26 protein-coding genes and 1 tRNA gene are annotated in these 22,740 nt (G+C 58.2%); 20 read left to right on the top strand and 7 right to left on the bottom strand.

Annotated elements, in window-relative coordinates; genetic code table 11:
- Positions 1-8: 8 nt before the first annotated feature.
- Positions 9-401, top strand: coding sequence for an ArsR/SmtB family transcription factor (locus tag OHL22_RS10120; RefSeq protein ID WP_263336426.1), 393 nt, complete (start codon positions 9-11; stop codon positions 399-401).
- The gene (locus tag OHL22_RS10115; RefSeq protein WP_263336423.1) at positions 385-1,335 is read left to right on the top strand and encodes an SRPBCC family protein; all 951 of its coding nucleotides are present in this window, start codon (positions 385-387) and stop codon (positions 1,333-1,335) included. Before OHL22_RS10120 ends, OHL22_RS10115 begins: the two co-directional genes overlap by 17 nt.
- Positions 1,336-1,424: 89 nt before the next feature.
- Here the strand turns inward: OHL22_RS10115 and OHL22_RS10110 are convergent, their stop codons facing one another.
- The gene (locus OHL22_RS10110; RefSeq protein WP_263336420.1) at positions 1,425-2,336 is read right to left on the bottom strand and encodes a hypothetical protein; all 912 of its coding nucleotides are present in this window, start codon (positions 2,334-2,336) and stop codon (positions 1,425-1,427) included.
- A gap of 487 nt (positions 2,337-2,823) precedes the next feature.
- Between OHL22_RS10110 and mutY the strand changes: the two genes are divergently transcribed.
- The 4 genes from mutY to OHL22_RS10090 all read left to right on the top strand — a co-directional run bounded on the left by mutY (position 2,824) and on the right by OHL22_RS10090 (position 6,145).
- A complete protein-coding gene (gene mutY / locus OHL22_RS10105) occupies positions 2,824-3,921 on the top strand; it encodes an A/G-specific adenine glycosylase (protein WP_263336418.1) in 1,098 nt (365 codons plus the stop codon).
- A 421-nt stretch (positions 3,922-4,342) separates the two neighbouring features.
- Positions 4,343-4,774, top strand: coding sequence for an OsmC family protein (locus OHL22_RS10100; protein WP_263336416.1), 432 nt, complete (start codon positions 4,343-4,345; stop codon positions 4,772-4,774).
- 131 nt (positions 4,775-4,905) lie between these two features.
- A complete protein-coding gene (locus OHL22_RS10095) occupies positions 4,906-5,739 on the top strand; it encodes a sulfite exporter TauE/SafE family protein (protein ID WP_263336414.1) in 834 nt (277 codons plus the stop codon).
- Position 5,740: 1 nt separating this feature from the next.
- Complete coding sequence (locus OHL22_RS10090; protein WP_263336411.1) at positions 5,741-6,145, top strand: DUF1634 domain-containing protein; 405 nt, start codon at positions 5,741-5,743, stop codon at positions 6,143-6,145.
- 7 nt (positions 6,146-6,152) lie between these two features.
- On the opposite strand, the gene OHL22_RS10085 is transcribed toward OHL22_RS10090, so the two are convergent.
- Genes OHL22_RS10085 through OHL22_RS10075 form a run of 3 tightly spaced genes read right to left on the bottom strand, consistent with a single transcriptional unit; the run spans position 6,153 to position 7,374 of the window.
- On the bottom strand, positions 6,153-6,536 hold the full coding sequence (locus tag OHL22_RS10085) for a hypothetical protein (protein WP_263336408.1): 384 nt from the start codon (positions 6,534-6,536) through the stop codon (positions 6,153-6,155).
- 49 nt (positions 6,537-6,585) lie between these two features.
- Complete coding sequence (locus OHL22_RS10080; protein ID WP_263336404.1) at positions 6,586-7,065, bottom strand: SRPBCC family protein; 480 nt, start codon at positions 7,063-7,065, stop codon at positions 6,586-6,588.
- Positions 7,066-7,068: 3 nt separating this feature from the next.
- Positions 7,069-7,374 carry an ArsR/SmtB family transcription factor gene (locus OHL22_RS10075; RefSeq protein ID WP_263336401.1) on the bottom strand — a complete coding sequence of 102 codons (306 nt, stop codon included), beginning with the start codon at positions 7,372-7,374 and terminating at the stop codon, positions 7,069-7,071.
- A gap of 182 nt (positions 7,375-7,556) precedes the next feature.
- On the opposite strand from OHL22_RS10075, the gene OHL22_RS10070 reads away from it, so the two are divergent.
- From OHL22_RS10070 to OHL22_RS10055, 4 genes are all read left to right on the top strand, one after another.
- Positions 7,557-7,877, top strand: a complete 321-nt coding sequence (locus OHL22_RS10070) for a cupin domain-containing protein (protein WP_263336398.1) — start codon at positions 7,557-7,559, stop codon at positions 7,875-7,877.
- 143 nt (positions 7,878-8,020) lie between these two features.
- A tRNA-Leu gene (locus OHL22_RS10065) sits at positions 8,021-8,107 on the top strand.
- A gap of 94 nt (positions 8,108-8,201) precedes the next feature.
- Positions 8,202-9,032 (top strand): indole-3-glycerol phosphate synthase TrpC, encoded by an 831-nt coding sequence (trpC, locus tag OHL22_RS10060; RefSeq protein WP_263336395.1) that lies wholly within the window; start codon positions 8,202-8,204, stop codon positions 9,030-9,032.
- On the top strand, positions 9,029-9,733 hold the full coding sequence (locus OHL22_RS10055) for a phosphoribosylanthranilate isomerase (RefSeq protein WP_263336393.1): 705 nt from the start codon (positions 9,029-9,031) through the stop codon (positions 9,731-9,733). Before trpC ends, OHL22_RS10055 begins: the two co-directional genes overlap by 4 nt.
- Positions 9,734-9,760: 27 nt before the next feature.
- Here the strand turns inward: OHL22_RS10055 and OHL22_RS10050 are convergent, their stop codons facing one another.
- Positions 9,761-10,495: a hypothetical protein gene (locus OHL22_RS10050; RefSeq protein ID WP_263336391.1), complete on the bottom strand. Its 735-nt coding sequence runs from the start codon at positions 10,493-10,495 to the stop codon at positions 9,761-9,763.
- Between the two features lie 137 nt (positions 10,496-10,632).
- On the opposite strand from OHL22_RS10050, the gene OHL22_RS10045 reads away from it, so the two are divergent.
- The 7 genes from OHL22_RS10045 to OHL22_RS10015 all read left to right on the top strand — a co-directional run bounded on the left by OHL22_RS10045 (position 10,633) and on the right by OHL22_RS10015 (position 16,694).
- On the top strand, positions 10,633-11,235 hold the full coding sequence (locus tag OHL22_RS10045; RefSeq protein ID WP_263336388.1) for a GrpB family protein: 603 nt from the start codon (positions 10,633-10,635) through the stop codon (positions 11,233-11,235).
- Positions 11,236-11,276: 41 nt separating this feature from the next.
- Positions 11,277-12,521 carry a tryptophan synthase subunit beta gene (gene trpB / locus OHL22_RS10040; protein ID WP_263336385.1) on the top strand — a complete coding sequence of 415 codons (1,245 nt, stop codon included), beginning with the start codon at positions 11,277-11,279 and terminating at the stop codon, positions 12,519-12,521.
- A 15-nt stretch (positions 12,522-12,536) separates the two neighbouring features.
- Complete coding sequence (trpA, locus tag OHL22_RS10035) at positions 12,537-13,370, top strand: tryptophan synthase subunit alpha (protein ID WP_263336383.1); 834 nt, start codon at positions 12,537-12,539, stop codon at positions 13,368-13,370.
- 198 nt (positions 13,371-13,568) lie between these two features.
- The gene (locus tag OHL22_RS10030; protein ID WP_263336378.1) at positions 13,569-13,910 is read left to right on the top strand and encodes a chorismate mutase; all 342 of its coding nucleotides are present in this window, start codon (positions 13,569-13,571) and stop codon (positions 13,908-13,910) included.
- Positions 13,907-14,959 (top strand): 3-deoxy-7-phosphoheptulonate synthase, encoded by a 1,053-nt coding sequence (aroF, locus tag OHL22_RS10025; protein ID WP_263336375.1) that lies wholly within the window; start codon positions 13,907-13,909, stop codon positions 14,957-14,959. The genes OHL22_RS10030 and aroF overlap by 4 nt, the downstream gene beginning before the upstream one ends.
- Positions 14,960-14,978: 19 nt before the next feature.
- Positions 14,979-15,845, top strand: a complete 867-nt coding sequence (locus tag OHL22_RS10020) for a prephenate dehydrogenase (protein WP_263336373.1) — start codon at positions 14,979-14,981, stop codon at positions 15,843-15,845.
- A 72-nt stretch (positions 15,846-15,917) separates the two neighbouring features.
- A complete protein-coding gene (locus OHL22_RS10015; protein ID WP_263336370.1) occupies positions 15,918-16,694 on the top strand; it encodes an ABC transporter ATP-binding protein in 777 nt (258 codons plus the stop codon).
- A gap of 57 nt (positions 16,695-16,751) precedes the next feature.
- Here the strand turns inward: OHL22_RS10015 and OHL22_RS10010 are convergent, their stop codons facing one another.
- The gene (locus tag OHL22_RS10010) at positions 16,752-17,105 is read right to left on the bottom strand and encodes an FmdB family zinc ribbon protein (RefSeq protein WP_263336368.1); all 354 of its coding nucleotides are present in this window, start codon (positions 17,103-17,105) and stop codon (positions 16,752-16,754) included.
- A 166-nt stretch (positions 17,106-17,271) separates the two neighbouring features.
- Here OHL22_RS10010 and OHL22_RS10005 point away from each other — a divergent pair, with 166 nt between their 5' ends.
- The 3 genes from OHL22_RS10005 to OHL22_RS09995 all read left to right on the top strand — a co-directional run bounded on the left by OHL22_RS10005 (position 17,272) and on the right by OHL22_RS09995 (position 20,660).
- The gene (locus tag OHL22_RS10005; RefSeq protein WP_263336365.1) at positions 17,272-17,754 is read left to right on the top strand and encodes a BlaI/MecI/CopY family transcriptional regulator; all 483 of its coding nucleotides are present in this window, start codon (positions 17,272-17,274) and stop codon (positions 17,752-17,754) included.
- Positions 17,751-19,991, top strand: coding sequence for a M56 family metallopeptidase (locus OHL22_RS10000; protein WP_263336363.1), 2,241 nt, complete (start codon positions 17,751-17,753; stop codon positions 19,989-19,991). Before OHL22_RS10005 ends, OHL22_RS10000 begins: the two co-directional genes overlap by 4 nt.
- Before the next feature lie 69 nt (positions 19,992-20,060).
- Positions 20,061-20,660 (top strand): hypothetical protein, encoded by a 600-nt coding sequence (locus OHL22_RS09995; protein WP_263336361.1) that lies wholly within the window; start codon positions 20,061-20,063, stop codon positions 20,658-20,660.
- A gap of 571 nt (positions 20,661-21,231) precedes the next feature.
- Here the strand turns inward: OHL22_RS09995 and ahcY are convergent.
- Positions 21,232-22,692 carry an adenosylhomocysteinase gene (gene ahcY, locus OHL22_RS09990; protein ID WP_263336359.1) on the bottom strand — a complete coding sequence of 487 codons (1,461 nt, stop codon included), beginning with the start codon at positions 22,690-22,692 and terminating at the stop codon, positions 21,232-21,234.
- Between the last annotated feature and the right edge of the window lie 48 nt (positions 22,693-22,740).

Here is a 22,740-nt window from a genome sequence, read left to right as displayed (position 1 = left end):
GATTAAATATGGATGATCCACTTAGTCTCACATTTGCCGCACTCGCCGACCCGACGAGACGAGCTATTCTCGCCCGTCTGGCGACGGGAGAAACCTCCGTTACGGAATTGGCCGAACCATTCCAGATGAGCATGCCTGCCGTATCGAAACACCTCAAGGTGCTGGAGCGCGCCGGCCTCATCACGCGCGGTCGGTCGGCTCAGTGGAGGCCCTGCCGCCTGGAAGCTGCGCCACTTCAGTCGATAGCTGCTTGGGTTGAGGAATACCGCCAGTTCTGGGAGCAGAGCTTCGACCGTCTCGACAGTTATCTCGAACAGATCCAGCAATTGAGCCCGGAGACGGGTTCGAGCAAAACCGTTAAACAGCCGAATCAGGAGAATCCCAATGCCAACAAACAATAGTGCCGTCGCCGCGCGCGAGCTTACTGTCACGCGCCTTTTCCGTGCCCCTCGCGAGCTTGTCTTCCGTGTCTGGACCGATCCGGCCCACCTCGCCAACTGGTGGGGACCAGCGCGCTTTACGAATCCCCGTTGTGACTGGGACGTGCGCCCCGGCGGCAAGATCCACGTCGACATGCGCGCCCCGGATGGCGCTGTTTACCCCATGGGTGGCGAGTTCCGCGAGATCCTCCCGCCTGAGAAACTGGTGTTTCTCACCTCAGCGCTCGACGGCGCTGGCAAGCCTATTTTTCAAAATCTGAATACTGTTCTCTTCAAGGAATTCGAAGATAACCAGACCCTGATTGAGCTCCACGTGCAGGTTGTGGAAGAGCTCGGCGACGCGGAACAGTACCTCAAGGGCATGGAACTGGGCTGGAGCAGCAGCCTCGACAAACTCGAAGCCTATGTCGGGTTCGGCGCGGACGGTCGCGCGGCAGCGGCCGCATCGAAGGCTCACGAGACAGTCGGTCGCGAGATTCGCGCCTCACGCATCTTTCGCGCTCCTCGCGCGCTGGTGTGGCGCCTGTGTACCGAGCCCGAGCACATTAAAAACTGGTGGGGACCAAACGGTTTCACCACAATTATCGAACACATGGACGTGCGTCCCGGAGGCGAATGGCGATTTGTCATGCACGGACCCGATGGAATCGACTATCCAAATCATAAGCTGTATGAAGTTGTGAAGCCGATCGACCGTCTGGTCATGAATCATGTCTGCCAGCCGCATCACCGCATGGAAGTAGTATTCGCCGATGTCGACGGTGGGACGGAAGTCAAAGTATGGATGCTTTTCCCCACGGCGGAGGAGTGCCAGGCTATTATCGCCAGAGTAGGTGCCGACCAGAAGCTGGTTGAGAATCTCGTAAAGCTGGAGCAGTACCTCATGACGTTATAGGAATCGTTGCAGACAGACTTCAAACGGCAGGGCCGGCAGCATAGCTGCCGGCCCTCATCTTTCGGCCGTCAAAAGCTCGATGCGAAATCTCACTTGATATTGAAGCTGTACACCACGCTGTAGGAAAAGATCGGGTACACGCCGACCTTATTCAAATCGTTCTGCCAACGCGCCAGCTTCTCCCTCAGATTGTCTTGAAACTCGATCGCAATCGGATTCGATGGATCACCGACATTGCTGCACTGTGTCTGCTTCGCATCGAGGCAAGCCCAGCCTGAAGCATTCACGTTGATCGTAGGTGGTCCCGTAAAAATAACCCCGAATTCCGATGGGAACGACCAGTGACGGTCCGACCGTGGAATAAACTTCCCAAAACCACCAGAGACGAAAGCCGCAGGCGTCCGCTGGTGAAAGCTAAGCACGCCTGAACCGGTCAGCGGCGTCGCGCCTGTGGCCGGATTCGGATTTGCCGAATAGTAAGTAGTATTCTGCAATTGAAAGCTTGTACCTGGCGAGACGGTAGTTGTGCCCGAAATCTGGTTTCCATTATAGAAATACATGCCGCCGCTCAGGCGGAAGACACTGTTATACGGATACCAGTCCAGCGCGGCTGCAGCCGAGGTGAACTGTACTTTCGAGTCGACATGAAAGCCCTCCACCTCGAATAGACCGGTGTCAAAGTGAAAGAAGTTCACGAGTCCGCGCGCATCGAAATCCTGGTTGAGCACCACGGCTGACTTGATTCCAATGCCCAGCGGCGAAATGTCGGCTCCAACGCCAATGCGGGAGAACGGTGCCTGATACCAATTTGCCGCGGGCTTCACAGCGTAGTGGTCATATCCGGCTGCGGCTGGATCGGGCGCTGAAGGTGGTGCAGGGGCGGCTGGGCCTACATCGTCCTCGCTGATGCTGGATGCAAAGTTCAACTCTGGTTGTGGGCCGGGAGCCGCTTTCGACGAGAGCGTGACGGGGGTGCCCGTTTGCGCTTGAACGGTCGACACTTCGCCGGGAAATACAGCGAACGTCACCCAGGCAGAGACAGCAGCGAGAACAACAACGGAGGGTTTCAGGGGAGATCTCCAGCGTTCGTGATGCAACGGCCGCGGGCGGACACACGCGAGCATGTCTTCGTCAGCGGCGGTGGGGGAATCCGCGCTACTTTGCGGTGCAGTGGCGAACGGGTTACTGTACAGGCATACTGCGGTCGAGCGGCAGCATGCCCGACTTCAATCAACTTTTCTTTGGACGATTGAATTGCCTTTGGTGGAAAGACTTCATCTTGATCCAATAAAAATCTGTGTAACGGCAAACCAATGATCCGACGTTTTTCATCGTTGATGTTTGCGCAGTACAAAGCGCTTCATTGCTGCAAAGGTAGCATCCTTTCGCATTTGCACAATATTCCGTTGGTCATGGGCCATGCCATTGCATTCCGATTCGGGAGAAATTTTAAAATCAAATTAATCCGCGGAAAGAGGCCGGAAAAGATTGGCGCCAGTTAAAGAAGCCAGGATCGATCTAAAGCCCGAAGATACAGCACAGATGCGCGCAAAGCTGCTTGACTGGTATCGTCGGCACCTGCGCGATCTTCCCTGGCGGCGTACACGAGATCCTTATGCCATCTGGGTCTCTGAAATCATGCTGCAGCAGACACGAGTAGCGGCAGTGGTCGAACGATACGAGCAGTTCCTGAAGAATTTTCCGACAGTCGTGGCACTTGCTCACGCCGCCGAAGCCGATGTGCTCGCCCTCTGGAGCGGCCTGGGCTACTACCGCCGCGCCCGCATGATGCACAAAGCGGCAAAGACCGTCGTCGAGCAATTTGGCGGCGTAATGCCAGCTTCCGCTGCGGCCTTACGTGATCTGCCTGGTATCGGCGTTTACACCTCGGCAGCCATCGCCAGCATTGCCTATGGCGAGCCCGTCGCTGTCGTCGATGGCAATGTGGAGCGAGTCGTCCAACGCCTCGCCGGTTGGGGCAGCGAATCCCGCGAAGGTCAGGCCGAGTTGAATCGGAAGATCGCTGACTATGCAACCAGGCTCCTCGATCCCACTGCCCCCGGAGATTTCAACCAGGCCATGATGGAGTTAGGCGCAACCATGTGCCTGCCCAAAGCTCCACTCTGCCTCGCTTGCCCGCTGCGGGAGCATTGCAAGACGCAAGGCGAACATCCGGCGCCTACCCGTGCCCGCATGCGCAGCGAAACCGCAGCCTACGCCCTAGTCATTCGTTCCCAAGCTCGATATCGCGAAATTTTGCTGGAGCAGCGCAGCGAGGCCGAAACCGTAATGCCCGGTATGTGGGAGCTGCCTGCGCTTGCGGATAAGGAATTCGACGAAAGGCATCAGCGCATGGCTGTGCGGCATGCCATCATGCAGGTCAATTACTACGTGCGCATCCGCACTGCCTTCGAAGACGACGCGGAACTGCTGGCACTGCCTTCAGGTCAACATAAATGGATACGCCTGAGAGATGTACTCGGCCTGCCACTTACCGGACTTGCGCGTAAAGTACTTCTCCGGGCCGATATTCCTGAGCTTGCCGCCGTTCCGCCAATGTTACCGGCTCGTGCCTCTGCCGGATGAATCGGGTCCGAAATATATCAGTAGAAATCAGAGCAGCTCAGGTAATATCCGCACTGCGTGCAGACCAGCTTGCAATGATGCCCAGTCAGCCGCTCGCCGCAGTTCGGGCAGATCTGCTGTATATGGGTCTCGACCGATTGCGCGCCGGCATGAGGATTCGGTGAAAACCCTGCCGCAAATTCAGCATCCAACGCACGTGGCCGCTCGGGAAGCATATCGAGAGATTAGCATGGTAAGTGGGCATGCGCTTCAATCCGACTGACGAAGCCTCGGTCGACGATTTTCCGCAATCGAATCAACGTTTTAATGATTCGCATTCCGTTTAGCAATTGATTCCGGGACGGCGACGCCGGGTTCCCCACGGCCGCCGGACATACTTGAGCGTAATTACCAGACCGCCCTGGATGGGCAAGGAGCAATTATGGCGAGCAAGGCAAGTGCAGTTTGGACAGGTTCCCTTAAGGAGGGCAAGGGCACCATCAGCACCGCAACCGGCGTGCTGAAGGATGCGAACTACTCCTTTGCGACCCGTTTTGAGGGTTCCGATGCAGGCACCACCCCTGAGGAGCTGATCGCAGCGGCTCACGCGAGCTGCTTCTCGATGGCGCTCGGCGCGCAGCTCGGCGGCGCAGGTTTCACCCCTAACAAGATCGAGACCCATGCCGCCGTAACGCTGGCCAAGGTCGATGGCGGCTTCGCCGTCACCAAGATCGCCCTCACCACCACCGCCGACGTACCCGGAGCCACCAAGGAAGCATTCGACACCGCCGCTGCTGGCGCCAAGGCCGGCTGCCCCATCTCGAAGCTTTTCGCCAATAACACCGAGATCACGCTCGACGCCAAGCTGGTCTAATTCTCGCGGGGAGCAGCGCGGACATTTTTCTGTTCCGCGCTGCTTTCATCTGATACCGTCGTTGCTGTATTTTCCTGCATAAGCTTCGGGCCTGCCTGGGCTGAGAAAGAGTTCGCACGGAGCAATCGACGATGAATGCGATAGAGTTCTCAGCACTCATAGGCGCCGCATCCATGCTGGCAGGTTTTCTTGGCGCACTCACCGGGCTTGGCGGCGGCGTAGTCATTGTCCCGCTGCTGGCGCTCGTCTTCAAAGTCGATATTCACTACGCCATCGGTGCCTCGCTAGTCTCGGTAATCGCGACTTCTTCCGGTGCAGCTGCAGCCTACGTGCGCGAAGGCTTCTCCAACATCCGCGTCGGCATGTTTCTTGAGATTGCAACAACTGCCGGAGCGATCGTAGGCGCATTCCTTGCCACATCCACTCCGACACATGCGCTTGCTATCGTTTTTGGAGCTGTATTGCTGTTCTCCGCTGCAGCATCCTGGCGCAAGAAGATAGACAATCCACACGCGGAGCCCAATAAGCTTGCTGCATTGCTCAAGCTCGACGGCAGTTACCCCGCCGCAGGAAAAAAGCAGTCTTACACAGTACAGCGAGTGCCTCTGGGCTTTGGGCTGATGTTTGGCGCTGGCACGCTTTCAGGTCTGCTTGGTATTGGTTCCGGCGCAGTCAAAGTGCTGGCAATGGATGAGGCAATGTCAATTCCTTTCAAGGTCTCAACCACCACCAGCAACTTTATGATTGGCGTCACAGCGGCAGCAAGCGCGGGAATTTATCTCAGCCGCGGCTATATTCATCCCGCGCTCGACTTTCCTGTGACCCTCGGCGTTCTCATCGGATCGCTCATCGGTGCCAGGTTCCTGGTTCGCGCCCGCACGAAAGTAGTCCGAATCGTCTTTGCCCTGGTCATCGCCACGCTCGGCTTTGAGATGATCTTCAACGGCATCACGGGGAGGCTGTAAGATGGCCGACACGCAGACTCCTGTGAGCAATGCTCCACAAGGAACAGATGACTCCGTGCTCGACGCAAAAATCGGCATGCTGCTGCAAGTCGGTGTTTTAAGCTCTGCCGTTGTGGTGCTTATCGGGGCACTTCTATATCTGAGCCAGCAGGGTAACCGCCCGGTTGACTACAGTAGTTTTCACGGAGCTCCTAATGGATTGAATACCTTTGGCGGTATCTTTCGCGGGGCTATTCACTTCCATCCTCTCGCCATCATCCAGTTAGGCCTGTTGATGTTGATCGCCACGCCTATCGCCCGGGTGGTCTTCTCGGTGATCGCGTTCCTTGCCGAGCGCGACTATTTGTATGTGGTTATCTCGGCTATCGTCCTGGCGGTCCTGTGCTACAGTCTTGCCGGGCATTAAATGATCATCAGGATCGCGCCACAACTGCTTCCGCCGCGCTTCCGGCGGCGCGCGCAAGAGTAAGCACCCCAAAGATCACCAGCACACTCGAAATCGCCACGTGTCCCACCACGCGGGGATCGAACAGGTTGCCGATAGTCCTGCCAAAGGCCAGCACTACCAGAATCCAGCAGACCGTTCCCACGGTTGTCAGCACAGCGATGGTCGTATCGCTGGAGCGGCTTGCGCGAACAATGTTGAGCGCTCCCAGCAGCAAGCCGGCAAGTGCCGCACCCAATGACCACACCCACATGCCGCTCCACGCCGGCAGCAACTTGAGTGTTCCAAAGGTGTGGCCAAGACTCGCCAGCACGAGCAGCGCTCCAAAGACGCAATCAACCCTTTTCAACATGCTCTTTCTCCTTTGTGCGATACCGGCGGCAATCGAGGCGAAATGCCCTTTAACCTTCGCGATCCAACTCGGTTCTGAACAGCTCCAGCAGACTGGTCCAGCCCTCCACATGCTGCCGCATGAGCGCTCCAGCCTCTCCGTGCCGTTCAAAGCAGCGATGCTCAAGCTCCACCAGCGTGGTTCCATCTGGAGACTGCGTAAACCGCACCTCAACTTCGCTTGCCTTGCCTAGATCCGGCTCCGGCTTCCAATCTGTCGTCACCATCCAGGCAAGGACAAAACGATGCGGCGGTTCCCACTCCAGTACCTGACCCCACTGTGCCAGCGACCCGTCGGTATGCTCTGTGTAACAACGGCCTCCCACACCAGGCTCGATCGCGCCTCGCACTGGCGCCGAGGGGCCAATGTGATGAGTCTTTGGCCACCAGGTGTCGATGCCTTCGGTAAAGACCTTGAAAGCCCGGGCGGTACTTGCGCGAACGCAAATGTGTTTGCGGAGTGGTGGCACTTCGGTCGCGGTTATCGACATGAGTTATTGCTCCTCGACTTTCTCTTTGAATGCGGTTAACGCCATGATCCAGAACTGATCAAAATAACTGCGCAACGTCTCGAATCCCTCGGGATTGAGTCGATACACCCGGCGCGTTCCCTGCGCCTCGTCGATGACGAGCCTAGCTTCCTTGAGCAGGCGCAAGTGCTGGCTGATAGCCGGCCGGCTGATCGGGAACTCCTCTGCAAGCTTGCCAACGGAAACCGGTCCCCGCAGTAGCCGGTCAACGATCGCGCGCCTGGTGCTATCGCCAAGTGCATCTAGCGCGAACTGTTGGTAAGAATTCACTTACCGTAAATTAATACTTACCATAAGTGCGGTCAAGAAGTTTTTGAGGATTTTTGACGATCGCAAAAGCAGGAAGCCGGCGGCAATGTCAGGCCTTAACCGAGTTGCAGAGTCGGCGCAGTCGGCTCCTGTTGAAGTGGGCTAGAATGTACCGCGGACAGCGCTGACGGTAGGGAGCTCTCATGCCCTTTGTAAATATCGATGGACTCAAGGTCGTCGAACGGTTACCGGGATGGAAGGGGCGTTATGTTCACTCGTCCAGCATGACGCTCGCACACTACGAGTTCGTGGCAGGTTCCAAGATTCACGAGCACTTCCACCCAGAGGAAGAGGTGTATGAAGTGATCGAGGGTGAACTTGAACTAACCATCGATGGAAAAACAGAGATTGCGAAGCCCGGCATCGTCGCCATTGTGCCCGCGAACATCCTGCATTCCGTCAAAGCTCTGACCGACGGGCGTCTTATTGTCGTGGACCATCCAGCCCGGCCGGACTTCGGATAACCGGACGTAACGCATACTAGCCTCTCTGCTCATTGGATTCAAACCGCCGGAGTCGTCATCCTCGGTCATTCTTGACACCCCGAGGCGCATTTGCGACACTCGAAATTACTGCCTGTCCGGTATTTACTGGATGCAAGGCCCGTGCCGAAGTGGCGGAATTGGCAGACGCGCATGGTTCAGGTCCATGTACTCGCAAGGGTGTGGAGGTTCAAGTCCTCTCTTCGGCACCAAAAATAACGCGATCTTCGCCCCGGACTTCCGGGGCTTCGTCGTCTCTGGACCTGAATCTCGCAATTCGCTCACGAATCTATACTGGAACCTGCAATGTCCACCCATCTCAACAAAATCGTTGCCACCACCCGCGAGACGGTAGCTGCGAATAAAGCCCGGGTCCCAGTCAGCGAACTCGAGCGCAGAGCTGCCCTTCACCGCCCACGCGGATGGGCCAACGCACTATCTGTCCGCTCTGCCTGCGGCCCCGCCGTTATCGCGGAGCTCAAGAAAGCGTCGCCTTCCAAAGGCCTGATTCGCGCAGATTTCAATGTGGAGCATCTGGCCCGCCAGTACGAAACAAGCGGCGCTGCAGCACTGTCCGTTCTCACTGACGAGCCTTACTTTCAGGGCAGCCTGCGCAATCTCGAACTGGCCTCAGCGGCAGTCGCCATCCCTTGCCTGCGCAAGGATTTCACGATAGACGAGTACCAGATCGTAGAAGCCCGCGCGCATCGCGGCGACGCGATCCTGCTCATCGCCGCTGCGCTGACCAGTGAAGAGATGCACCGTTTCACGCACACAGCGCACGCCATTGATCTCGATGTGTTGATCGAGGTGCATACGGGCGAAGAGCTTGATCGCGTACTCGCACTTGATGAAGCGCCCGATGCCATCGGTGTCAACAATCGCAACCTGAAGACCTTTGCTGTTCGTCTCGAAACTTCTCTGGAATTGGCCGTTCGCATCCCTGCAGACGTAGTTCGCGTAGCCGAGAGCGGTATTGCTACCGCAGCCGATATGGTCCGTCTCCGGGAGGCTGGATTTGACGCCTTCCTCATCGGCGAAAGCCTCATGCGCCAACCCGATCCCGGCGCGGCTCTGAGCACTCTGTTAGCCGAGGCAGTGAGTTCCATCCCAGTACTGCATGAGTCCGCGCAATGAGCCTGTGGGTAAAAATCTGCGGCAACACCACGCTGGCCGATGCGCAACTGGCTGTAGATGCAGGAGCTGACGCAGTCGGCTTCGTCTTCGCCCCCAGCCCCAGGCAGGTGACGAAGGATCAGGTTGCGGCAATCGCGCCCAATCTACCGGCATCTGTTGAAAAGATAGGCGTCTTCGTCGATCCTGACTTCACAACCATTTTCAGCATCGTTGAATCCTGCGGCCTCACCGGAGTCCAGCTTCACTCCGATGCGACAAGTGACCTTGCATCGCGCTTGCGCCAGAGATTCGGGTCGAGTTTACGGATTCTGCGTGTGATTCACTTCGGCAGCGAAGCAGAAGCGCAACTTAGCGCCGCCGCAAACGATAGAACAATCAACGGCGTGCTGATAGATTCACGAACGGCAGGCGCCGTTGGTGGCACCGGTATTTCCTACGATTGGCAAGCAGCCAAAGCCACTCTCTTTACTCCTGCCAACGCACTGAAACTGATCGCCGCCGGCGGCCTCAAACCCGAAAACGTGGCCCAGGCCATCGCCGTGCTCGAGCCCTGGGGCGTCGATGTTGCCAGCGGAGTAGAGGCAACACCCGGCCGCAAAGACCCCACGAAAGTCCGTGCCTTCATTGCAAATGCTCGTTCCGCATATGCCGAACTCAAAAGCCGATGGGGAGGGGCTCAGCCTGAGCGGCGAGCCCCTTAGTTTGACGAGAAAAGACCCGAATGCAGTCTATTTGGTATCCGTTACAACAAGAACAAATTGCGAGTCTGGTTGAAGCTTGATCTTGCTGTTGGTGCTGGTGATGCGATCGCTGCATCCCGTACCGCCCATCGGTTCCAGCTTCGTGGCTGGAATGCCAACTACGGATCCTGGCTGAATCGTATTAGGTTCACTGCCCGTACTTGAAGTCGTATCTGCTGCACCGCTGTTCGACTGATGCGATTGGGGTGCGCCGCCACCAGCACTACCTCCGCCCATTGGTGGGCCACCCCTGCTACTCACTTCCGAGGGGGTGTCGTTGTGCGACTTCTTCCCTTCGCCCTCCGGCGCCATTAAACTGATCAGCCGCATCTTAAAAGGCTGCTTATCATGGCCGCCTGCGCAGTCGGCATGGCCAAAATCCAGCGAAAACTCGGATCCGTCCTTGGTCGAATTAACCGACACAACTTTGGCATAGATGATGCCATCCACTTCGATCGTGCATCCGGGGTAGGCCACGGCTTTGGCATTTTTGAACCATATTTCTTTCCCAGGCTTCAAATGTCCCGAGTCCATTCCGAGGGACTTCGCAATGATGGTCTGATTGGTCGGAACGCTCCCCTGCGGCATCTGCCCGCAGGAGGCAGCAGTGTCGTTGCCAGATGCAGCCTGCGCAACAGCGTTGACTGTCCAGAGGCCCGTTGCAGCGGTAGCAAGCAGAACAAGCGCAGCGCTCGGAATACGTCGGTAGTTGTGAAAATTCATCAGTGAGACTCCTGTCCTTGGATCTCCGGTCAACCGGAGTATATCGTTTTGGACGAACTCTCATCTCCACGCAGTGACAGGAATATCCAGAGAACCCAATTTTTGATGCCACAGGAGCCCTGCCTAAACAAAACGGGATGCAGTTTCCGGAACAGACTCGTCTCGCGCTCGGCCGTGTTTCTCTCTCACTGCCGAATGCCTCTTGGCCTGCTTGCTTCTCCAGCGAACGCGAGCGCTTGCGGCCAATGCTTGGTGAAATTGCAGATCAGCTTGAGCATTACGGCAGTACGGCCATTCCTGGACTAAGCGCTAAGCCCATCATCGACATGATGGCTCCAGTCATCTCGTTGGAAAAGGCCGATGATCTGGGAAGCCTCATTCAACCCGCCGGGTACCGCAAGATCGATGCCGGTTTCTTCAAACGCCGCTTCTTCCGTAAGGAAGCGGATAACGGCGAACTGGCCTATCATCTCCATCTGGTTGTCGCCCCAACGTGGCCCCTCAAAAGCGAGCTGTTGCTCCGCGACTGGCTGATTCAGCACCCCGAAGTAACCCGGGCGTATGAAGCCTTGAAGCAGGATCTGGCGTTGCATTCGATGACGACATGCCGCGCTACATCGCAGGAAAAACCTCATTTCTGCGAGCTGTCGTCAACGAAGCGCGCCTCAGCCGAGGCCTTCCGGTCGAAACCGATTGGGACGAGTAGGCGCTTGGCATACATCGCACTCCTAGTACACTGAAAGGTCAGCCCGGTTTCGGATGACCGGCGGGAGGGCTTGCGATGGCATCGGGAATTCTTCCAGAGACACAAACAATGTCTGGTTTGCGCCCCGGGCGCTTCGGAGCCTACGGCGGCCGCTACGTGCCAGAAACGCTCATGGCCGCGCTCGAAGAGTTGGAGCAGGCATACATCGAAGCCCAAGAAGACAGCGCTTTTCAAGCTGAGCTGTCCTCTCTTCTGAAAGACTTCGCTGGCCGCCCTACCCCGCTTTACTTCGCCAAACGCCTGAGCGAAGAACTCGCGGGCCCCAACGGTGGCCCCAAAATCTACCTCAAGCGCGAAGACCTGCTTCATACCGGCGCACACAAGATCAACAACGCCCTCGGTCAGGGACTGCTGGCAAAGCGCATGGGCAAGCGGCGCATCATCGCCGAAACCGGCGCAGGCCAGCACGGCGTGGCCACCGCCACCACCTGCGCGCTTCTCGGCCTCGAATGCATCGTCTACATGGGTGAGGAAGACATGCGCCGCCAGGAGTTGAATGTCCTGCGGATGCGCCTGCTCGGCGCTGAAGTCCGCCCCGTCACCTCGGGTTCCAAGACACTCAAAGATGCCGTCAGTGAAGCTCTCCGCGATTGGGTCACCAACGTCCGCGACACCTATTACATCCTTGGCAGCGCACTTGGCCCGCATCCTTACCCGACGATGGTTCGCGACTTCCAGCGTGTCATCGGCCTTGAGATCCGCGAGCAGATTCTCGCCAAGGAAGGCCGTCTGCCCAACGCCATCATCGCCTGCGTAGGCGGCGGATCGAACGCCATCGGCGCTTTTCATCCCTTCCTCGCGGACAAGGAAGTGCACCTGATCGGCGTCGAAGCCGGAGGACGCGGCAAAAGACTCGGCGACCACGCCGCTCGTTTCGATGGCGGCCTGCCCGGCGTCCTTCAGGGCACCTATTCCTACGTGCTGCAGGATGATGACGGCCAGGTTGCTCTTACGCACTCGGTTTCCGCCGGTCTCGACTACGCCTCCGTCGGCCCCGAACACGCCATGCTGCACGATCTCGGCCGCGCCGAGTACACCTCCGCCAACGATATCGAAGCCCTCGAAGCCGTAGTCCGCCTCGCCCGTATCGAAGGCATACTGCCCGCTCTCGAAAGCGCTCACGCCATCGCCGAATGCGTTCGCGTTGCGCCGAAGATGGGCCCGCATGACATACTTGTAGTTAACCTTTCTGGCCGTGGCGATAAGGATATGGGTATCCTCGCCCGCGAATTACATCTCCAGGGAGCACAGGGCGAATAATCCCCCGAAACCGAAATGGCGCTTCGATTCCAACAACATCCCGGCCTTGTGGCCTATCTCACTGCCGGGGACGCAGGCTTGAGCCCCGGTACGCCCGTCGCTACTGCCGGCAGTCATGTGCCTGCACATCTTGTGGTCACGCGCGAAATCGCTCTCGCCGCCATTGATGCCGGAGCGGATGTCATCGAGTTGGGGGTGCCTTTCAGCGATCCTCTGGCCGATGGCCCGGTGATCCAGCGCGCCAGTGAGCGTTCGCTGGCCCGCGGCATAAGGCTTAGAGATGTTCTCGCTCTCGCCAAAGAATTGCGTCAGGCCCGCCCCAACGCTGGCTTGGTGATCTTTACCTATGTAAATCCTGTTCTGCGTTTCGGCCTCAAAGCCTTCGCCGACGCAGCAGCCGAATCCGGAGCAGACGGAGTTCTCCTGACCGACATGATCGTGGAAGAGGCAAGCGAGTACATCGCTGAGATGAACCGCGTTGACCTTGCGCCTATCTTCCTGGCAGCGCCAACCAGTCCCGAAGAGCGGCTGAAGGCTATCGCCGCCCATTCCAAAGGTTTTATCTACGCCATCTCCCGCACCGGAGTTACTGGCAAACGGCAGGAACTGGCCGCCGATGCGGCAGCGCTCGTTGAGCGCATTCGCCGATGGAGCAAGCTGCCTGTAGCCGTCGGGTTCGGCATCTCTCATGCGGATCATGTAGCCGAGGTCGGCAGATTCGCAGATGCGGCGGTCATTGGCAGCGCGATTGTTGAGTTGATCGAGAGATCAACAGAAGAGCAGGCGCCCGGCGTGGTGGCTCGATTTATCGAGGGTCTGCGCCAGCTACATCCGGCGCAGGCCCTTTAACGCGACGAGCAGAGCCGGTATTCTGCCTCTTCGCCGACGAACCCATGCAGGCAGCCCCGCCCGGACATAGAAAGCGGTTGAGTTCCGGGCAGGCCGCCGAATAACTTAGGCTGAACTGATTTCTCCAGGCAGCGCAGCCGGATCGGGCATAAGTAACAAAACGCCCAACCGGAAACGCAGCCTCGGAACGAGGCAAATATGACGTTGGAAGAATTGCGGAAACAGATCGACGAGCTGGATCGGCAACTGGTCATCCTGCTCAGTCAGCGCGCGGAGTATGCGCTCGAAGCCGGCCGCCTCAAGGTGTCCACTTCGCTGCCCATCTACGAGCCGGTGCGCGAGAAGACGATCTACGAGAATGTGCGGCGTGAAAACAAGGGCCCGTTGCCCGACATCGAGCTCACGCACATCTTCGAGCGCATCATCGACGTTATGCGCGCCCTCCAAAGAAATGAGCTGGCCAGCCAGAGAAACGCCCAGGCATCCGCCGCGGGCCACGAAGCAGGCGCACAAGCGCCCGAGACGGGGAACAGGCAATGATCGTAGCAATGGTTGAGTTGGCAACAGAAGAGCAGATCGATAACGTCATCGAAAAGATGGTGGAAGCGGGCGTCAACGTGCATCGCACCACCGGCGCGACGCAGACGATTCTCGCGGGCGTAGGCCCCACGGCGTCGATCGATATCGAAGAGTACAAGCTTTTGCCCGGCGTTCTGAGCGTGCATCGCATCAGTTCGCCATACAAACTGGCCGGCCGCGCATGGAGGCCGGAAGGCTCGGTGATCGAGTTCAACCACGGCGTGAAAATCGGCGGCGAGGAGATTCCGATCATGGCTGGCCCGTGCTCCATCGAAAATAAGGAGCAGATTTTCCTTACAGCCAAGCAGGTCAAAGAAGCCGGCGCAAGCTTCCTCCGCGGCGGAGCCTTTAAGCCTCGCAGCTCGCCGTATGCCTTTCAGGGCATGGGCATCCCCGGCCTGAAGCTGATGCGCGAAGCAGCCGACGAGTACGGCCTGCTGGCCATCAGTGAGGTCATGGAGATCTCGCAGATCGAGCCCATGCTGCCCTACATCGATTGCTTCCAGGTCGGCGCGCGCAACATGCAGAACTTCAATCTGCTGCGCGAGCTCGGCAAGGTACGCAAGCCCGTCATGCTCAAGCGCGGCATCTCGGCCACCATTGAAGAGTGGCTGCTTTCCAGCGAATACATCCTCGCCGGTGGCAACTACGATGTCATCCTCTGCGAGCGCGGTATTCGCACGTACGAGACTTACACGCGCAACACAATGGATATCTCGGCGATTCCGGTCATCAAGAAGCTCTCGCACCTGCCCATCATCGGCGACCCCTCGCACGGCACCGGCCGTCGCGACATGGTTCCGGCGCTGGCGCGGGCCGCGGTGGCTGCCGGAGCCGACGGCATCATCGTCGAAGTGCACCCCAACCCCGACAAAGCGCTCTCCGACGGCGCGCAGACGCTCTTCCCTGAACAATTCGCTCAACTCGTCACCGAGCTCAAGCGGGTCGCCCAGGCGATAGGCCGAAGCGTTTATGCTCCAACGGGAGCACCGGTCGCAACCGGCGCGTAAAGCAAGAACCGCGAGGCCGATGATCGAGCGCGTCTTCATTCTGGGCACGGGCCTGCTGGGAGCTTCAGCAGGCTTGGCTCTGCGCGCCGCGGGTTTTAACGGTTCCGTTATCGGCTGGGATAAAGATCAACGCCAGACGCAGGACGCGCTCAGGCTCAAGGCCATTCAGTCCATTGCGCTGGACCCGTTCGAAGCCGCTCAGGCCAGCCAGCTCATTCTGCTGGCGACCCCGGTCTTCGCCATCCTTGACTGGATGGAGCAGCTGGCCCCGGTTCTCAACGCCAGCCATCTCGTAACGGACCTAGGCAGTACCAAGGCTCAGATCACCGCCGCCGCCAATCGCCTATACAATCAGCCCGGCCAAGCCGCCTTTCTTCCCGGCCACCCCATGGCAGGCAAAGAGGTAAGTGGTGCAGCCGAAGCTGACGGAGCGCTTTTCCGCGGAGCTGTCTGGATCTTCACTGGCGACACAGGACCCCCCCCAACAATCTCACCATCGGAAACAGATATCGGCAGAGAATGGCGGCAGTGGGTGCAGGCTATGGGCTGCCGCACCATCGACTTGGATGCCGGCCGCCACGACGAACTGGTCGCATGGGTCAGCCACCTGCCTCAGTTCCTCGCGACAGCTCTGACAGCTCTGCTCGAAACCGAAGTCGGCGACGCTCCTGAGCTAAAAGCCGTAGGCGGCCGTGCCCTGCGCGAGATGACCCGGCTTGGCTCCAGCCCCTACTCCATGTGGCGTGATGTCGCCTACACCAACACCGAAGCCGTCTCCAAAGCTATCCAGGCTCTCGAACAACGTCTGACCCACCTGCGTGAAAACCTCCGCACCCCTGAGCTGCGCGAGGAGTTCGAGATAGCCAACCGCTTCCGCAAAGGCTGATCGCCCCACATTTCTCACTGAGCAACTGACGCGTCCTGAACAAGTTTTGTAACCCTCGCCATTTACAATCAAATGGTGCAGACAGCCGATTCCAGCCCCATTATTCAGGCCGAAAATCTAACCAAGGTCTACCGCTCCGGCAAGATTGAAGTGCAGGCCGTACGCGGCGTCAGCTTCGCCGTGCCCCGCGGCGAATTTGTCGCCATTGTCGGCCCCTCGGGATCGGGTAAATCGACTCTCTTCTACCTGCTCGGTGGCCTCACTCGCGCCAGCAGCGGCCGTGTCGTCATAGATGGCGTCGATTTCGCCACGCTCGACGACGCAGCTCGAACACGCCTGCGTCGCCAGCGCATTGGCTTCGTCTTTCAGCGCTTTAACCTGTTGCCCACGCTCAGCGCCATGGGAAATGTCGAGATAGCTTACGACATCAGCGGCCAAAAGGAGCCGATGGATCGGGCCTATCTTGACCACCTCAGCGACCTGCTCTCGATCCAGGGTCGTCTCGTCCATCGCCCTAACGAGCTATCCGGCGGCGAACAGCAGCGCGTCGCCATCGCCCGCGCCCTCATCACCCGCCCCGCCATCATCCTCGCCGACGAGCCAACCGGCAATCTCGATACGAAGAATTCCGACGCCGTCCTCTCCATGCTGCGCCGTTCCAACAAGGAACTGGGCCAGACTACCCTCATGATCACCCACAACATGGAAGCCGCAGCCATCGCCGACCGCATCCTCCAGGTGCGCGACGGCATGATCCTCTCCGACACCCGAACAAGGTTCGCTTCAGCCCCGGCGGGGCATCCCCCCGCGGTTCCTCCGTCCGTCGCAGGCGACGGAGCATCGATCTAGCCAGCGGATCGCAGTTCAACGCCTCGGTCTGATGTCGGCCGATTGAACGCCGATCGTCTAGCTACCGTTCGTGGAGTTCTTAGTGGATGCGGGAGTCGATCCTGCTGGAGTTGAACTGGCCGGAGCAGATGTAGCCGCCGGAGCGCTCTCCACTGCAGTTGGCTTTGCCTCAGAGGCGGAACTTTTACCGCCGTCCGCGGAGCTTGCAGCGTCTGCCGGCTTAGCTCCCCCCTTGCCGGCATAATCATTCACATACCAACCTGCACCCTCAAACCGCAGCGCAGGCGCTGTCATCGGACGCACAAGTTCTCCACCGCATTTTGGGCACACGCGTTCCGGCTCAGCGCTGAAGCTCTGAATTTTTTCAAACGTATTGCCGCACGACGTGCAACGGTACTCGTAGAGAGGCAAAAGCCTATCCTCCGCAAATCTTTTTCCTTAATTTTAGCGATTTCGGGAACATTGGGCCATGCTCGTCCGTTGTATCGGCAGGACGGCAAGTTTCCGGGTGGCAAAATGTACGCAAAAAATTTCTCTTGCGCGCTCACCCCGGAAATGTGTTACCGTCTGTAGCATTATGGCGAGTAACGTTACAGATAGTCGCAAGACGGCAGGCCCGGTCAACCCGGGACTCAGTGAGCTTCATCACGACCCGGCCGAGCTCGGCGAGCTGGAACGGAGTATTCTCCAGCTCATGTGGCAGCACGGCACCATGTCGGCTGACCAGGTACGTGAAGAGCTCGAAATGCAGGATCGCCCACTCAAGGACTCGACCGTCCGCACCGTCCTGCGGCGACTCGAGGAAAAGGGCTACCTGAACCACATCATCGACAATCGAACCTTTCTTTATTCACCGGCAGCACCCGCCCCTCTGGTTGCCGGCCGCGCAGTTAAGCGCATTCTGGATTGGTTTTGCGAAGGCTCCGTTGAGCAGCTCCTGGTAGGCATGGTCGATTCCTCTGTGCTCGACAAGGAAGAGCTCAAGCGGCTTGCCGAGCGCATCGCCAATGCTCGGAGTGAACAGAGCAACAATACCAACGGCAAGGGAGTGAAGAAATGATCCCCGTAATTCTCGAAGCCGCGTTCCGGTCGTTGTTGATGGCTGCCGCCGTATGGGCGGGCATCCGTATGATGCGCGTGCAGGCGGTGCTCGCGCAAAAGCTGGCCTGGGTTCTGGTATTGCTTGCTGCCGGAATCATGCCATTTGTTATGCGCGCTCCTATTCCCGTTGCAGTCGGCGCTATTCAGATTCCTGCACGTACGGTCTTTCGCACTGAAATGTTGAAGGTAGAGAGAATGGCTGAGCCGCTGATCTCGCAGCTCCGCTGGGCTCTTGCGATGACCCAGCCGCTAGGCGCACACACCGCTGGCGGAACCATGACCCTTCAATCCGCTCCTGCCACGCACGCCGTTGCATATCTGCCCAAGCCCCACGCCACGCATCGCACAGAGACTCTGAGTGACACCGTGTCCTCCCTCATCGCGAGCAGCTCCAACGCGGGCATCGCTCATACTACGTGGAAAGCATCCGACAGCCGCAAGCTGCAATCCGTAGGAGCGATACTTTCTGCTTCCGCGCCTACCGCGTCGTCTCAGCGGCTGGGGCTTTTTTCATGGCTCCGTACTCACGCACCGGCGCTGCTCTCTCTGACATATCTTTCCGTTACTGCGTTTTTATTTTTCCGCACCCTTGCCGGACTGGTCGTAGCCCTGCGCCTCTGGTTCCGCTCCAAGCCAGTGCCGGAGTTGCAGTCGATGTACGTCGAAGGGCAAACCCGCACCGGCTCGGTGCGCGCCAGCTATGATCTGGCAACGCCTGTCACCATCGGCTCCACTGTGATTCTCCCCGCCAACTTCGGCGAATGGGATGAAAACAAGCTGCGCATCGTCCTCGCGCATGAACGTTCTCATGTGCGCCAGGGCGACTTCTATCTACAACTGCTTGCCGCAGCGCACGTGGCTGTCTTCTGGTTCAGCCCGCTCGGCTGGTGGCTCAAGCGCAAGCTCTCCGAGCTGGGCGAAGCCCTCAGCGACGGTGCAGGTCTTGAAGCAGCTCCTGATGCCTCCACCTATGCGCAGGTGCTGCTCGAATTTGCAGCCATGCCGCGCACCGCACCCGTCGCCGGAGTTCCCATGGCCCGCAGTGGCAGTCTCTCCACGCGCATAGATCGCGTCCTCAACCTCAGCCGTCTCAAGCCTGCCTTAGCTGAAGGCAAGCGTCACATTGCTCTCACTGCGTCGCTGGTGCTCGTCGCGCTCGTTGCGGTCGTAGCCTGCATCCGCATCGTTCCGCCTGTCGAGGCAGCTCAGGCACAGGCCTCCTCGAAAGCGCAAACCATCACCGGAACAGCTTCAGAGGGCACAGGTACCGCACAGGCCAAGCCCGCCACGGCCGAAAGCATGGAAGCTGTCGACGCCCAGCAGGAAACAACCGGGCAAGCTGGCGAGGGCCAGGTGGATCAAGTCGCACCCGTGCCACCAGTGCCTTCCGTTCCCACACCAGCGGCAGTCACGACCCCAGTTCCCGACGTAGCGCCCGTTCCACCCGTTCTACCTGCTCCCTCCGCCGCCACAATATCAGTGCCTCCAATTCCCGCCATGGCTCCCAACAACTTCGCCTACGGCTTTTCCGGAGACGGTGATGACGATGACTCCTACGCCATCATTCGCGGCAACGGCAACGTCACGCTCTCCGGCCACCCCGGCAAGGCTCTTGAAGAGGCGAAGCGGAAATACCATAACAACTTCATCTGGTTCGAGCGCGATGGCAAATCCTACGTCATCACTGATCCCTCTATCCTCTCGCAGTTCAACAGCTACGACCAGCGCAACAAGAGCCTCGAGCATGAGCAGGCTCGACTTCAGATGCAGCAGGATGAGCTCAATCGCCGCATGAAAGACTTCGACCCGAGCAAGGCAAACGTTATGGCCAACAGCCCGGAGATGAAGAAGCAGATGGCCGAACTGAACCGAAAGCTAGCTGAGTTGCAGAGCGATAAGTTCAAGAAAATGACCGACGACATCAACAAACAGGTCAACCAGGACATGCTTTCGGACCTGCAGTCCAAGATGGGTGAAATACAGGCCCAGATCGGTGAGCTTCAGGGCCGCATCGGCGAAGAGATGGGCCGTCTTGGCGAGAAACAGGGCGAACTGGGCGAGCAGATGGGCCGTCTCGGTGAACAGATGGGCCGCATCGGCGAAGAGCAGGGAAGGCTCGCCGATCAAATGAACCAGCGAGTCCAGTCCCTCATCGACCGCGCCATACAGAATGGCACTGCGAAGCCGGTGAGTTAGTCTCAGCCCGGAAGTCGGGAAACGGCGGTCACAGAAGGTGGTCGCCGTTTCGCTTTATACTCTCCGGCAATGCAAGACTTCGATCCATCGGCCTTTGTTTCCGTAAGCCACGTGCAGAGCGCTGCCGTCATCACCATCGTTCTGGCCTTTATCGGCTACCTGATGACATTTCTCAGCGCCCGCATGCTCGCCCGCCGCCGCGACAAGCTCAAGCTCGTCAACAAACGCCTCAATGAGTTTTACGGTCCACTCTTCGTCGCCTCACAGGCCGGTCACATCGCCTATCGCGCACTTCTAAAAAAACAAGGCAAACAGCAGGCGCACCCCATCCGCGACGAAGATCTTGAAGAGTGGGTCTTGTGGATGAAGACCATCTTTGCGCCGCTCAATGATGTCCGCGAGAAGATCATTATCGAGAAGGCTTATCTCATCGTCGAAGAGCAGATGCCGCAGTGTCTTCTCGAGTTTGTCACTCACGTCGTCGGCTACAAAGCAGTGATGGCTAGGTGGACAGAAGGCGATTACTCCGAGCGCCGCTCCATGATCGGTTGGCCGCCGGAGTTCGACGGCTATGTGCAGCGCTCTTACGAAGCCTTGAAAGCGGAGCAAACGCGGCTGATGCATGGCGCGGTGTGGCAACTTTTGCATCGGTCGCGAAAACACCTATGACCTATTGCATATGAGAGTGAGTAGAAGAAGTCACGCCTAAAAATCATAGGAGTCCCAGCACGTCTAACATCTCCCTAGTGGACTCGACTTGCGCGACACTGTCGCGCCCACCTATCAGCTTCGTAGGAATGTCTTGGACACACACGCCTTTGGCCACGAGGATTAGTGAGCTACTAGGATAGATGAGCACAACTGATCCCATGTCTAAGACGGCGTAAATGGCGTCCCATAGGCGTATGTCTCTGCAGGGCCGCTCGAACCATAGATTGATAAGCGTCTGTGAATTGGTTTCGTGAGGTCCCACATAAATGGAACACCCATTTAGGGAATCATATTGGATCGTCCAGCAATCCGCGTTCGATCTTCCTTGATCGATAGGGAAGAGGGAGCGTACCAATTCCCTGGACAAACCGGATCGCTCTGTTTCTCCGTAGCTCACGAGATGGAGTTGAGAGCCCATATTCAAGATCCATACTGTTGCATGGAATGCATGATACCAACTAAAAGAAAGGGTGTTCCCTGAATTGCCTGACTCCGCAACGCAAATGGAACACCCGGCGTACTTCTTGTCTTAGTACCGGTAATGCTCCGCCTTGAATGGCCCTTCCACCGGCACACCAAGATAATCCGCCTGCTTCTTCGAGAGCGTCGTCAGTTTCACGCCGATCTTTTCGAGATGCAGCCGAGCCACTTCCTCATCCAGCTTCTTCGGCAGCACGTAGACATCGACCTTGTACGTGTCCTTGTTCGCCCAAAGATCGATCTGCGCCAGCGTCTGGTTGGCAAAGCTATTGCTCATCACAAAGCTCGGATGGCCCGTCGCGCAGCCCAGGTTCACAAGCCGTCCCTCGGCCAGCACGAAGATCTCATGCCCGGCCTGCCCCGCAGCTTCCGGAAAAATGTACTTGTCTACCTGCGGCTTGATGTTCAGCTTCTCGACGCCCGGTGCTTCGTTGAGCCGGTCCATCTGAATCTCATTATCGAAGTGGCCAATGTTGCAGACGATCGCCTGATTCTTCATCTTTTGCATGTGCTCAAAGGTGATGATATCCAGGTTGCCGGTGCAGGTCACATAGATATCGCCCCGGCCCAGCGTGTCCTCAATCGTCGTTACTTCAAAGCCTTCCATCGCAGCCTGCAGCGCATTGATCGGGTCGATCTCTGTCACGATCACGCGCGCGCCCATGCCGCGCAGCGAATGCGCCGAGCCCTTACCCACATCGCCGTAACCGCAGATCACCGCAACCTTGCCCGCCACCATTACATCGGTTGCGCGCTTGATGCCATCGGCCAATGACTCGCGGCAGCCATACAGGTTGTCGAACTTCGACTTCGTAACGGAATCATTTACGTTGATCGCCGGCACCAGCAGCTTGCCCTGCTCCATCATCTTGTAGAGCCGGTGTACGCCTGTGGTGGTTTCTTCTGAAACGCCGCGCCACTCCTTCGCTACCTTATGCCAGTGCTGCTTGTCTTCCGCATACACCTGCTTCAGCAAGTCCTTGATCACCTGTTCTTCGTGGTTGCCGCTCGGCGTGTTCACCCAACCATCGCCCTCTTCCAACTCATAGCCTTTGTGAATCAGCAGCGTCACATCGCCGCCATCATCCACCACAAGCTGCGGACCCTTGCCGTCCTTGTGATTCAGCGCCTGGTACGTGCACCACCAGTACTCTTCGAGCGACTCACCTTTCCACGCAAACACCGGCACGCCGCTGGCAGCAATCGCCGCCGCCGCATGATCCTGCGTAGAGAAGATGTTGCAGCTCGCCCAGCGCACATCCGCGCCCAAACTCGTCAGCGTCTCAATCAAGACTGCCGTCTGAATCGTCATGTGCAGCGAGCCGGTCACGCGCACACCGGCCAGAGGCTTCTGCGCCGCATACTTGTTGCGAATCGCCATCAGTCCCGGCATCTCGTGCTCGGCAATGGTGATCTCTTTGCGGCCCCAGTCGGCCAGCGACAGGTCGGCTACTTTATAGGGAAGGCTCGTGGCGAGCGCGCCCGTCACTTCGAGGGTGGTAGTTGCCATGCAGAATCTCCTTCAGTTTCTCTCTTGCATCGTCACATCACGATATGA

Source organism: Acidicapsa dinghuensis (assembly GCF_025685685.1).
GTDB lineage: Bacteria > Acidobacteriota > Terriglobia > Terriglobales > Acidobacteriaceae > Acidicapsa > Acidicapsa dinghuensis.
This window is presented reverse-complemented; position numbering and strand designations above follow the sequence as displayed.